We start from the raw sequence: 12,696 nt of genomic DNA, 5'->3' as shown, positions 1-12,696 counted from the left end.
CCGTTTCGGAAAGGACCATGCGCACGACAACAGTGCTAGAGCGGAACGGTCGCTTAGACCGGTTCCCGCGCCATGACAAGGCAGGTGTTCTGGCCGCCGAAGCCGAAGGAGTTCGACAGGACCGTGCCGACCTCGGCGTTGCGCTTGGTGTTCGGCACCACGTCGAGCACGATCGCCGGGTCGGGATTGTCGTAGTTGATGGTCGGCGGAATGACGCTTTCGCGCATCGTCATCAGCGAAAATGCAGCCTCGACGGCACCGGCTGCCGATAGGGTATGGCCGATCATCGACTTGTTCGACGAGACCGGCATTGACGAGATACGCTCGCCGAACACCGTCGACAGCGACAAATGCTCCATCTTGTCGTTTTCGGGCGTCGAGGTGCCATGGGCGTTGACATAATCGATCCCGTCCTCGCTCAGGCCGGCATCGGCAAGGGCGGCGCGCACCGCCGCGATCGCCGGCGAACCGTCCGGCTTGGAGCGGGTGCGATGGAAGTCGTCGGCCTTTTCGCCGCAGCCGCGCAATATGCCGAGAATGGTGGCGCCGCGGGCAAGTGCTGCCTCCAGCGATTCCAGCACAAGGGCGCCCGAGCCTTCGGCCAGCACGAAGCCGTCGCGATCCTTGGAGAACGGCTTGGATGCCTTTTCGGGGATGTCGTTATGGGTGGAGAGCGCCGACAGAAGCGAGAAGCGGATCAGCGCCTCCGCGGTTGCCGATCCGTCGGCGCCGATCGACAGCGCCCGGTCGCATTCGCCGCGGCGGATCGCCTCGACGCCGAGCTGGATCGCCGTGGCGCCCGAGGCGCAGGCGGTCGACAGCGTGATCGGCAGGCCGCGCGTGCCGAAACGATCGGCAAGCCGGTCGGCGATCGAACCGAACTGGGTGGTCTCGAAAATGTCGAGTTCCCTCAGGCCGCGCGCCACCCGCAGGAGCCTCTCTGCACCGGTATCGTGCGTGTCGGAATTGTAGAGCGAAAAGCGCTCGCTCCAGTCGAGTTCGACCGGCGGCGAAGCGAGGAAAAGCGGTCCGCCGAAATCGCCGGCATCGAGGCCTGCCTCAGACATCGCTTCCTGGGCCGCGGTTTCGGCAAGCTCATAGGTGAGGAGACTGGCGCCCTTGGAACTCGACGGCAGGAAATCGACCATGCCGGAGATGCGGGTGTTGAGATGATCGACCGGGAAGCGGGTGATCGGATGGATGCCGGACTTGCCGGATGTCAGCGCCGCCCAATTATCGGCCTTGCCGACACCGAGCGAGGTCACCACGCCGATGCCGGTGACGGCGACGATCGGCCTGCCCATGTGGTCGTTCAGATTGGCCATTTGTTGTCCAAAAACCTGTTTCTCTTGGAGCATCGGATCGCCCGAAAACCGCGTCACGTTTTCGGTCCGATGCTCTAGGCGGCTTTGATCAGCGCCATGCCCTCGAATTGGTGATAGCCGATCGCCGTTGCAAGGACGGTCTTCGGGACGCCGGCAAACGGTTTTTCGACTGTGGCGTCGAAGACAGGGTAGGCGGCCTCGCGGTCGACAGCCAGGGCCGCCAGCGCGACGGCGAAGGGGAACTGCGCTTCCTTCATGTGGCCGGTGAGCGTCGAAAAGCCGCGTGCGGCGATCGCCGGATTGGCCTCGAGCGCCGATTTCTCGGCGGCGGTCGCGGCATGGGCGCCCGAAGCGCCGGAGATCGCCAGCAACTCGCCGTCCGGCAATGCGGCTTGCTTCAGCAGCATGGCGATCTCTCCATCGAGTTCGCCCCGCCGGCGCCTGGCGCGACCGGACAGGACCGGGCCAAGTTCCGCATAGATCTTCCGGCCACGGCTTGTCGCGTGCTCGCGCTGCTCCAGGACGAGAAACGCGCCGCCGGATCCGGTCACCACGCCGCCGCCCTCGGCACCTTGCCTCTGCCAGACCGGCCGCCACGGACCGCGATGCAGGTAGCCGGCCAGTTCATAGCCGAGCAGCATGTCGGAATGTTCGGTCTGGAAAGCGCCGCCGACCAGTATATGCGTCGACTGACCGGAACGGATGCGCGCGGCCGCGGTCTCGACGGCGGCGACGCCCGCACCTTCCTCGCCCATGAAGGTGCGCGACGACCCCGTCACCTTGTGGACAATCGAGATGTTGCCGGCGAGCAGGTTGGAAAGCTGTGCCAGAAACAGCGTCGGGCGCAATTCCGTGGTCAGCTTCTCGTTGAGCAGCACGTCGCGGTCATTGCGGCTTTCCGATGCCGCGAGAATGGCCGCGTCGACCGCTTCGTCGCGCTCGCCGCCGCCGGCGGCCACCACCATGTCCATGGTCGCGCAGAGTTCGTCATTGCCCTTGATGCCGGCATCATCGAGCGCAAGGCCGGCCGCATAGGTGCCGAGCCTCTGCCAGGTCTCCATCTGCCGCTGGTCGCCACGCTTGGAGATCTGCAGGTTCCAGTCGACCTCCGGCAGCGGGTGGACTGTATAGGGCGAGAAGCGCGAGGCCTCCAGAACCGGCTCAAGGCGCGGCTGGACGAGCTTTTGCCAATGCGCATCCGGACCCTCGCCCAGCGACGAGACTAGGCCGATGCCTGATATGACGACGTCGTGGGGGTTCATGGGCGGCTGTTCGGGTGAAGGCGCGTCAAGCGCTGTGCTTACGTGGCGTTCTTGGCGGCGACGAGCGCGTCGATCTTGGCGCACAGGTTCTTCATGACGAAATAGTCGTCGGTCGACGCCTTGCCGTCATTGACCTCCTGCGTCCACTTTTCCAGCGGCACCTTGATGCCGAATTCCTTGTCGATGGCAAAGACGATGTCGAGGAAGTCGAGGCTGTCGATGCCGAGATCGTCGATGGTGTGGCTTTCGGGCGTGATCGTCTCGATGTCGATCTCGCTGGTGTCGGCGATAATCTTGGCGACTTTGTCGAACGTGGTGGACAAGGGCTTTTCCTTCGATTGCGGGCGGAATCTGTCCGCATGTGTTTTGGGCTGTCTAATCGGTTTTTCCGGGCAGGAAAAGGCCTGATGCGCCGGCGGCAACTGGGATTGCTGTTCTGGCAGAGCAATAGGGGTCGCTGGCAACTCCTCCCGGCGATATGCCGAAACCGTCCCATCTCTGGTCATTGCGTGTACCAATGTACCACGAAGATCTATGACCATAGAACGCGTGCAGACCGGGTGCGCCTGGAAAAACGATTGGTGAAGGTGCTCAAGGCCTTGGCTAAGCATGGCGACATGAGCATGGGTGGGCGGCTGGCGCACCGCATCCGCTATGTTCGCGTTACGCCGGATTCGCGTGTCGGATTGTCGAGGTGGCCTGCCGACCGACCACTAACGGAGGCACGGAGGCGTCGATTACCTATGCGTTCACTGCCTGAGCCCGGCAGGAGCATCGTATCTGTCCGAACTGACGGAGGACGCGTTCGCGGACATGATCGAGGGATGGAAGCTCCATGTCGACGCTTGGCTGGTAGCGGTGAAAATCTGACGCCGGGTAACTTGAACGAATTGCCACCAACGGTGGAATGTTACCTTCGTCTCGTAGATGGGAACCAGCAAGTAGCGGACAAAGCGGTCGCTCAGTGAGTTTTCCTTCGTTCTGTGCCTTGATGGGACAATTCTTCGCCGCTGATCGGAGCAACACCCGTGGTCATGCATTCCTTCCACATCCACATCCCGGATGAACAGATCGAGTACCTCCAGCGTCGTATCCAAGCGACAAGATGGCCGTCGTCGATCTTCGCATACGGATGGGAGGACGGTACTGACGTTGATTTCCTCAGAAAGCTTTCACGTTACTGGGAATACGATTTCAGGTGGCGCGATCACGAAAAACGTCTGAACCTGTTGCCTCAGTTTAGGGTCACGATAGACGGGTGCGACATCCATTTCGTTCACCAGAAAGGAAAGGGGTCATCGCCCTTGCCGTTGATCCTCACTCATGGCTGGCCCGGCTCCTTCGCCGAGTTCGAGCATGTCATTCCGCTGCTCACGGAACCTGCCAAATACGGCGGGGATGCCGATGACGCCTTCGATGTCGTCGCACCGTCGCTTCCGGGTTTCGGCTTCTCGTCCCCGCCGCGTCAAGCCGGCGTTAGCTCAAAGCATGTCGCGAAGCTGTGGCGGGGGCTGATGCGCGAACTGGGATATGATCGCTTCGCCGCACAAAGTGGCGACATCGGCGCCGGCGTCTCGACCTGGCTCGCTCAGCTTTACCCGGAGGACCTTATCGGATTGCACCTGAATTACATTCCGGGCAGTTTCCGCCCGACCCTCGGTCGCGGCGACCCACCTGTCACGCCGGAGGAGAAGGCATTCCTCGACAGTGCGGCGAATTTCGTCGCGACGGAGGGGGCCTACGCTTTTCTGCAGGGGACCAAGCCCCAGACGCTAGCCTTTGCACTGACAGATTCCCCAATCGGGCTAGCCGCATGGATTGCCGAGAAGTTCCGCAGTTGGAGCGACTGCGAAGGCGAACTCGAACGCGCCATCCCTCTAGACACGCTGCTTACCGACATCTCGCTCTACTGGTTCGGTAACACGATCGAGGCCTCGCTCCGGATTTACAAAGAGAACCGGCTCTGCCCCCTGATCTTCGGGCCAAGGGAGCGAATAACACCGCCCCTCGGCGTTGCAGTCTTCCCCCGAGAGCTCCCTATGCCACCTCGCTCCTGGGTCGAACGAGTCTTCCGTGTCGAGCGCTGGACCGACATGCCGAAAGGAGGACATTTCGCGGCGATTGAGCAACCCGAACTCCTGGTCGAGGACATCCGGGCCTTTTTTCGGCCGCTGAGGCTCCGGCCGGCAAAGTAGAGGACGAAAACCTCGCCCGTTGTCACGGCTCGGAAGGCCTAATGAGACGTACCATCGCATTCGCTTTCGTTGAAAGCGCTCGTTGGTCCTGACTAAGGGTCAATGTCGACCTTGGACTCGATCAAGACCTCATCGCGGGTCGGAACCGGTATTCCGCTTAAGGTACCAAACGCTAGATTTCACTACTAGCGAACGCTTCAACCGGCTCCGGCGCAGTCAGAAAGTGACGCGGCCGAGTACTCGCAGGCCGTCGCCCTGCGGCTCGACGACCACCGCCTCGCCTTCACGCGGCGAGATCCCGGTCAATTCCTGGATGTTTTCGAGATGCGTGACCATGACCAGATTGTCGGAGCCGGAATAGCCGCGGATCTCGGCAAGGATCGCGGCAATTTGGTCGGCCTTTTCCTTTTCGTCGGTCTTCAGCAGGTCAAGCGGTGCGAACGGCTCCGGCTCGCTTTCGAAAGCGATGCGGGCGGTCTCGAGGCAGCGGCAATAGCGGCTGGACAGCACGCGCTCGACCGGTGCGGCGCGGGCGCCAAACAGCGCGCCGATCTTGCGCGCCTGTTGCTTGCCGCGCTCAGAGAGATTGACCTGGGTCGCGCATTTGCCGAGGTCGAAATTGGCCGCATCGGTGGTGCCGGTGACCATGGCATGGCGAAGCAGGACCACATGCCCGCCGTCGCGGAGCAGCGCCCAGCCGGCTTCCGTCGCATGGGCTGTGGCGGAAACGGCAAGCAACAGCAGCGCCAGCACAAATCGAAGCATCAGACATCCTTTCGGGTGACCGGCAGGCAGGTCCCCGGTGACCGGCATATAGGGACGGCAAAGCCGGCTGAAAGACAAGCCGAGTGCAACCTGCGGCCGAGACGCCTATTTCTTCGCTATCTGCTTCTTCACCAGATCGATCTTGCGGTCGGTCAGCGGGATGGGGAGTGTGTAGCCGGCTTCGGTAAAGCCTTGCTTGGCGTTCTCGAAGAATTCGATCGCCTTTTGGTATTCGGCATTGCCGCCGCCATAGCTGCCGCGGTTCCAGTGGACGTCGCCGAGATTGTTCTGCTCGAAGGCCCATTGCATCGGCTGGCCTTCGCGGGTGAAGACCTTGAGCGTCGCCTCGAAGGCGGCTTCGGCGTCGTCCAGATATCTGCCGGTCCGTTCGAGATTGCCCAGATTGATCAGGCTCATGCCGATGCCGTTCTGCGCGTTTGCCCAATCGACGGGGGAGGTCTCGAAGGTCAGCACCTGTAGCGCCGCCCGGCGCGCGGCGATAGAAGCGGCCAGTTTGCCGGGATCGGCCTCGCTCATGCTCAGCCATTGCAGCGCCGAGCCGAGGCCGGCCTGCGCCAGCGCCCATTGCCGCGGCGTCGTCTCGCGCTTGTATTCGCGCAGTGCATCGCGATAGGCCTCGATCGCGTCTTCGTAGTGCACCGGCTTGTCGGTCACGCCGCCGAGCAGTTGCAGCGTGTTGCCGAGATTATAGTGGGTCATCGCCCAGTCGAGCGGAAAGCCCTTCTTGGTATAGACGCGCCGTGCCGCCCGGTATGCGGCGGCCGATTGCTCAAGCCTGGCAGCATCGCGGGTGCGCTGGCCGAGCGTCTGGTAGATCGAGCCGAGATTGTTCTCAGCGGAAGCCCAATCCATCGGAAAGCGCTGGCGGGTGAAGATGGTCAGCGCATCGCCGTAGGCGGCAGCCGCCTCTTCGAGCAGGCCGGTGCCGAGATCGAAACGAGCAGCACTGCTCAGCGCGTTGCCGAGATTAAGGCGGCTGGTCGCCCAGGAGACCGGAAAGGTGGCGCGGGTGCGGATCTTGAGCGCAGCGCGAAAGGCATCGGCCGCTTCGTCGATTTTCGCCTTGTCGTTGCGTTGCGTGCCGAGAGACACCAGCGTGTTGCCCAGATTGTTCTGAAGCATCGCCCACTGAACGGGTGCTTTTTCGCGCGTGTACTCTTCAAGCGCCAGCCGGTAGGCAGTCTCGGCCTCGGTCAGGCGCTCGCCATTCGGTTCCCGTTCCGAAAGCGCATAAAGCGCAAGGCCGAGATTGTTTTGCGAGGCGGCCCAGTCCAGCGGGACTTTGTCCCGCGGACGCTTCTCCAGCGTGGCGCGCATCGCCACCACCGCCTCGTTCAGGCGTTTCGGGTCGCTCTCGCGCTCGCCGATCTTAAGCAGCACATTGGCCAGGTTGTTCTGGGCGGCGGCCCAGTTGAGGTCGTCCTTCTCGCGCTCGAACACGACAAGCGAATCGCGAAAGATCTTCGCTGCCTCTTCCAGCCGGTCGGTTTCGCGCTCGCGCTCGCCGATCGTCTGCAGCACCACCGCCATGTTGTTGCGGGTGATCGCCCAGTCGCGGTTCTGCTCGCCATTGGGGATGAAATTCAGGATGACGCGGTAGGCGTCGATGGCGCGCTGCAGCGCTTGCCTGTCGCCGGTGGCATTGCCATGGGCATTCAGCGCTTCCGCCTCCTGGTTCTTGTAGTTCCAGCGCAGTCTGTCGTCCCATTTCTCGACCAGCGAGAAGGCCTTGCCGTAATCGTTTGCGGCCGACAGATAGTCGAAGACCAGCGCCGAAGCGTCGGCGCGCCTGGTATAAATCGCCGCGTCGGCAAGACGTTTTTGCCTGACCAATTCCTCCGCCTGGTCGACGGCGCCGCTGGCCTGCTCGACCCGGCCCACCGCTTGGTCGAGGAAGTTGCGCGCGGTGACGATGGCGCCCTGGCCTATGGCCTTGTCGGCCGAGGCGACGAGGCGGCTTATCTCGGGGTCGTCGGTGCGCAGCGCGTCGCGCTCGGAAATCATCTTCTTCAGGCGCTCGGCCTGGGCGTCGAGCAGCTTTTGCAGGTCGGTGGGGTCTTCCGGCATCTTTTCGGTGCCGAGCGCCTTCAGCACGCCATAAAGCGCGTCGAGCGGCACGCCGTCCTGCAGCGAGGCCAGTTCCACCTGTGCCCGCTTGGGGTCCGGCAACTCGGCAATCGTCAGCAGCAATTGCCGCCGCTCGCCGGTGATCAGCCCGTCGTCGCCGGTCGGTTCCTGCGGTGCTACGCCGAAATAGAGCAGCCGGCGCAGGCTTTCATTGACCCATGGCCGCTGCTTTGCCTTGGTGTCGAGATAGACCTCCTCGGTCACCATGCGCATGACCGAGCCGAACTCCGTGCCCTTCATCGCCGCGAGATGGCGCAGAAGTGCCGCTGCGTAGGGGCTGTTTTCGCCGACGATACCGTCGAGTGCCGGCCGCCCCGGCTCGGCGGCAAAGCCGATCACCGTTCCCAGATTTTCCGTCGCGGTCGCGTCCGCCAGTGCCTTGGCGCCGCGCACCGGCTCCAGTCCGCCGGCGCCGATCGGCGAGGCCGAGGCCGTGGGCGTCCGGCGCAGCACCGCGTCCGCCGGAAACGGGTTGGTGCGGCAGGCATCGAGCAGCATGATCGTTACCGGCACGGTCGTCTTCAATTCGTCCATGACGGCGGAGATCGGCACCAGGGCCTGATCGGCGTCCTTCAATGAAGAAACGTCGGCGTCGACCGGCACCAGATAGTTTTCGCCGCCGGCCTCGATGCCGTGGCCGGAATAGTAGATCAAGGCGACGTCGGCGTCCTCGGCATCCTCGGCGAAACGCTCGAGATCACGCTTCAGCTTTGCCGCGTCGCGGTCGGTGACGCTGCGCGCGTCGAAGCCGAGATCGGTCAGCAACTTGGCGATGTCGCGGGCGTCGTTGGCGGGGTTGGGAAGAGCCGTTATGTGCCGGTATTTCGACTGGCCGACGATCAGCGCCACGCCCTTGAGGCTTGCTGGCTCCGCGGCATGAGTCGAGGTCACCACGAGACAGAGCAGGGCGGCGACGAAAGCCGTCAGCCACGCCTGCTTGAAGAAGTGCTGATTTCCGACAAGGCCCATTCGCCGCGTGTCCCCCGACAACCCTGTATAGCGCTGCCATCCAACCATGAGCAAATTCGGGCAAGATCCGAGCGGCCGGATTGTTGGCTGGTACATTCGCGAGGGAAGGGCGATTGCGCCGCGATCAGGGCTCGCCTATCACGGCAAAAATGTCTCCGCTTACCGAAACCGTCCTCTTCGTCTTCAGTCTCGTCGGGCTCGGCTATCTTGCCGGGTTGACCGGCTATTTGAAGCCGGCGAGCGGCGAGGGCGTATCCGAATTCGCCATCAACGTGGCAATGCCGCTTTTGCTGTTCCAGACCATGATAAAGGCGGATTTCCACGGCGTGGCGCCGTGGTCGCTGTGGGGCGCCTATTTCGCAGCGGTGGCGCTTACCTGGGCTGCCGGCCATCTGGTCATTACGCGCATCTTCGGACGAGACGCACGCGCCGGCGTCGTCGGCGGCGTGTCGTCGTCCTATTCCAATGTCGTCCTGCTCGGTGCTCCCTTCATCATCGGCGTGTTCGGCCCGGCCGGGTTCGAAGTGCTGTCGCTGCTGGTTTCCATTCACCTGCCGGTGATGATGATGGCCTCGATCATCCTGTTCGAAATGTTCGGCCGCGGCGGCAGCGAGCCTGTGCATCCGCTCCGCGTCATCACGAGCTTTCTCAGGAGGGTATTCATCAACCCGCTGATCATCGGCATACTGGCCGGGCTCGCGTGGCGCTTCACCGGTACGCCGCTGCCAGCGCTTGCGACGCGGTTGAGCGACGCGCTGGCCGGCACGGCCGCCCCGGTGGCGCTGTTTGCCATGGGGCTAAGCCTGCGCCGTTTCGGTATTTCCGGCAATGTCCGCCCGGCGCTGGCGCTGTCGGCGCTGAAACTGTTCCTGATGCCAGCACTGGTTCTTTGCCTGGTCTGGCTGATCGGCCTGCCGCCATTGACCGCCAAAGTGGCGGTCATGGTTGCGGCGTTGCCGTCCGGCATCAATTCCTATCTCATTGCCGTGCAGTTCAACACCGGCCAGGCGCTGGCATCGAACCAGATGACCATCGCCACCGCCAGTGCGGTCGTGACCACTGCGTTTTGGCTGACAGTGGTCGTCCATATTTTTGGATAAGAGCCCGGCGGGATCGCTCTCGCTTTGGCTGGCCTAAACCCTATATGCCATCTTGTGATTGCTTGCGGGGCTTGCCCTGGGCTAAGAGCAGTGGCTCTAGCGATGCTATCGCGCACGTCCATTCACGAAATCAGCGACCGGCCCGCCAGGTGCCGAACGGAGGCGAGATCATGCTTCAGAAAACCAGCCATTTCATGCGGCAGGCCAATCTCATCAATGGCGAATGGGTGCAGGCCGATTCAGGCCAGACGGTCGACGTCAACAATCCTGCCACCGGCCTCAAGATCGGCACCGTGCCAAAATCGGGCAAGGCCGAGACCCGCCGCGCCATCGAAGCCGCCGACGCTGCCTTCAAGACATGGCGCAAGACCACCGCGCTCGAACGCTCGAAGCTGCTGCGCAAGCTGCATGACGCGATGATGGACAATCAGGACGTGCTGGCCGAACTGCTGACCATCGAGCAGGGCAAGTCGCTGTTCGAATCGAAGGGCGAGATCGGCTCGGCCGCGTCCTACATATTGTGGTTCGCTGAAGAGGGCCGCCGCACCTATGGCGACGTCGTTCCGTCACCCTGGGCGGACCGCCGCATTCTGGTGACCAAGGAGCCGGTCGGCGTCATCGCCGCCATCACGCCATGGAATTTTCCATCCTCGATGCTGGCCCGCAAGCTTGGTCCGGCGCTTGCCGCCGGCTGTACCGCCGTGGTCAAGCCGGCGTCGCAGACGCCTTATTCGGGGCTTGCCTGGGGCGCACTTGCCGAGGAAGTCGGCTTCCCCAAAGGTGTGATCAACATCCTGACCGGCGCCGCCGGCGAGATCGGCGACGAGGTCTGCGCCAATCCGCTGGTCAAGAAGATCACCTTCACCGGCTCGACCGAGGTCGGCAAGATCCTGATCCAGAAGTCGTCGGTGACCGTCAAGAAAGTGTCGATGGAACTCGGCGGCAATGCGCCGTTCATCGTCTTCGACGACGCCGACATCGAGCGGGCAGTCGCTGGTGCCATCACCGCCAAATACCGCAATTCCGGCCAGACCTGTGTCTGCACCAACCGCTTCCTGGTGCAGGCAGGCATCTACGACCAGTTCGTCCAAAAGCTGGCTGCTGCGAGCAACGGGCTGAAGGTCGGTTCCGGCCTCGAAGACGGCGTCCAGCAGGGACCGCTGATTGATGAGAAGGCGGTGGAGAAGGTCGAGGAGCTGATTGCCGACGCTACTGCCAAAGGCGGCAAGGTCGTCGCCGGCGGCGCGCGCCACGCGCTCGGCGGCTCGTTCTTCCAGCCGACGGTGATCGCCAATGCGACGCCGAAGATGCGCTTCATGAAGGAAGAGATCTTCGGCCCGGTAGCGCCGGTGTTCAAGTTCGAGACCGAGGAAGAGGCCGTAGCACTCGCCAACGACACGGAGTTCGGCCTGGCCTGCTATTTCTACACCGGCGATCTCGGCCGCGCGTTCCGGGTCATGGAAGGGTTGAAATACGGCATGGTGGGCGTCAATGAAGGGCTCATCACCACCCCTGAAGCGCCGTTCGGCGGCGTCAAGGAATCGGGCCTCGGCAAGGAAGGCGGCCATCAGGGCATCGAGGATTATCTCGACACCAAGTATGTCTGCATCGGCGGACTTGGTCTTTAGAAGCCTCATGCGGTAATACCGAAAACGATCCTGGGCCGCTTCGGAAAGGCCAGGCTGGCGTCGAGCAACGAACTTGCGAGCATGGCAATGAAGGACGGCGAGGTTTTCGGCACGACGCAGGCGGGCGAGGAAGTCCGCCGTTTCACCATCCGTGGCGGCGGCCTTACCGCCAACATTATCGGCCTGGGCGCGATCATCCAGGATCTGCACCTGGCCGGGCACGAGGCGCCATTGGTGCTCGGCTATGATCGTTTCCAGTACTATGAGACGGACAAGGCCTTCTTCGGCACTGTCGTCGGGCGCTACGCCAACCGTATCCGCGACGGCCGCTTCACGCTTGCCGGCAAACGCTACCAGACCGAGCGCAATTTCCTCGAAAAGCATACGCTGCATGGCGGTTCGCAAGGTTTTTCGCGCCGGGCCTGGGCGGTTTCGCTGCATGGCAGGGATTTTGTCACGCTGACCCTGCATGACCCGGACGGCACGATGGGCTTTCCCGGCGCGCTCGACGTGACCTGCACCTACCGGCTGAAGATCCCCGGCACGCTCAGCGTCGAACTGACCGCCACCTGCGAGGAGCCGACGCTGTGCAACCTCACCCAGCATTCCTATTTCAACCTGGATGACGGCGGCGCCGGCGACATTCTCGACCACCGGCTGATGCTGAATGCCGGCGCCTATCTTCCTGTCGACGCCGATTTGATTCCGACAGGCACGGTCAAGCCGGTCGACGGCACACCTTTCGACTTTCGCCAGGCGCGGCCGCTGCGCATGGAGACCGAGGGCGAACAGCTCCCCTACGACCAGAATTTCTGCCTTGCCTCGACGCGCGGGCCGCTGAAGCAGGCGTCGTGGGCGCAAGGCGCGAATTCCGGCGTCGAGATGGAGCTCTGGACCACCGAGCCGGGTGTCCAGCTCTATACCGGCCAGTATCTGGCGCCGTCCTCGCCTGGACTGGGCGGACGCCAGTACAAGGCGTTTTCAGGCTTCTGCCTGGAACCGCAAATCTGGCCGGATGCGCCCAACCGGCCGTATTTCCCGCAAGCCACTCTGTGGCCCGGGCAGATCTACCATCACGTGACCGAATACCGGTTCAGGCTGCCTTAGGGTGTGACCCCCGGAAACCGGCATGGTTTTGCTGCGCTGACCTCCGGTTCGGAAAGGATCATGCAAAATTCAAAGTGTTATAGCGTCCTTTGCGCGTCCAATGACGCGCGGCGCTCTGGAGTCAAAACGCAATCACTCTGAACGACCGACTTCGAACCCTCTCGGACCTTTGACGCCGAGAGCCCTGACGACGCAAG

The 12,696-nt window shown here is 62.9% G+C and carries 9 protein-coding genes; 4 read left to right on the top strand and 5 right to left on the bottom strand.

Annotated features, from left to right (window positions below; genetic code table 11):
• Positions 1 to 53: 53 nt before the first annotated feature.
• The 3 genes from NKH37_RS16180 to NKH37_RS16170 form a co-directional block, all read right to left on the bottom strand.
• The gene (locus NKH37_RS16180) at positions 54 to 1,325 is read right to left on the bottom strand and encodes a beta-ketoacyl-ACP synthase (RefSeq protein WP_023719975.1); all 1,272 of its coding nucleotides are present in this window, start codon (positions 1,323 to 1,325) and stop codon (positions 54 to 56) included.
• Between the two features lie 74 nt (positions 1,326 to 1,399).
• On the bottom strand, positions 1,400 to 2,587 hold the full coding sequence (locus tag NKH37_RS16175; protein ID WP_352495968.1) for a beta-ketoacyl-ACP synthase: 1,188 nt from the start codon (positions 2,585 to 2,587) through the stop codon (positions 1,400 to 1,402).
• Between the two features lie 38 nt (positions 2,588 to 2,625).
• Entirely contained in the window at positions 2,626 to 2,910 is a 285-nt protein-coding gene (locus NKH37_RS16170) for an acyl carrier protein (RefSeq protein WP_023719977.1), read from the bottom strand.
• Between the two features lie 711 nt (positions 2,911 to 3,621).
• Here NKH37_RS16170 and NKH37_RS16165 point away from each other — a divergent pair.
• Positions 3,622 to 4,782 (top strand): epoxide hydrolase family protein, encoded by a 1,161-nt coding sequence (locus NKH37_RS16165; RefSeq protein WP_353041229.1) that lies wholly within the window; start codon positions 3,622 to 3,624, stop codon positions 4,780 to 4,782.
• Between the two features lie 216 nt (positions 4,783 to 4,998).
• Here NKH37_RS16165 and NKH37_RS16160 read toward each other — a convergent pair whose 3' ends face one another.
• Together NKH37_RS16160 and NKH37_RS16155 are read right to left on the bottom strand one after the other, a co-directional pair.
• A complete protein-coding gene (locus tag NKH37_RS16160; RefSeq protein ID WP_352495969.1) occupies positions 4,999 to 5,547 on the bottom strand; it encodes a histidine phosphatase family protein in 549 nt (182 codons plus the stop codon).
• Between the two features lie 105 nt (positions 5,548 to 5,652).
• The gene (locus tag NKH37_RS16155; protein ID WP_023719980.1) at positions 5,653 to 8,664 is read right to left on the bottom strand and encodes a caspase family protein; all 3,012 of its coding nucleotides are present in this window, start codon (positions 8,662 to 8,664) and stop codon (positions 5,653 to 5,655) included.
• A 149-nt stretch (positions 8,665 to 8,813) separates the two neighbouring features.
• Between NKH37_RS16155 and NKH37_RS16150 the strand changes: the two genes are divergently transcribed.
• The 3 genes from NKH37_RS16150 to NKH37_RS16140 all read left to right on the top strand — a co-directional run bounded on the left by NKH37_RS16150 (position 8,814) and on the right by NKH37_RS16140 (position 12,499).
• Positions 8,814 to 9,764: an AEC family transporter gene (locus NKH37_RS16150; protein ID WP_352495988.1), complete on the top strand. Its 951-nt coding sequence runs from the start codon at positions 8,814 to 8,816 to the stop codon at positions 9,762 to 9,764.
• Between the two features lie 170 nt (positions 9,765 to 9,934).
• Complete coding sequence (locus NKH37_RS16145; protein ID WP_353005425.1) at positions 9,935 to 11,392, top strand: NAD-dependent succinate-semialdehyde dehydrogenase; 1,458 nt, start codon at positions 9,935 to 9,937, stop codon at positions 11,390 to 11,392.
• Between the two features lie 81 nt (positions 11,393 to 11,473).
• A complete protein-coding gene (locus NKH37_RS16140; protein ID WP_353005424.1) occupies positions 11,474 to 12,499 on the top strand; it encodes an aldose epimerase family protein in 1,026 nt (341 codons plus the stop codon).
• The last annotated feature ends 197 nt before the right edge of the window (positions 12,500 to 12,696 follow it).

The organism is Mesorhizobium sp. M1217 (assembly GCF_040318275.1).
In the GTDB taxonomy this organism is placed as follows: Bacteria; Pseudomonadota; Alphaproteobacteria; order Rhizobiales; family Rhizobiaceae; genus Mesorhizobium.
Note: the sequence above shows the minus strand (reverse complement) of the source record. Positions and strands in the feature narration are given on the sequence as shown.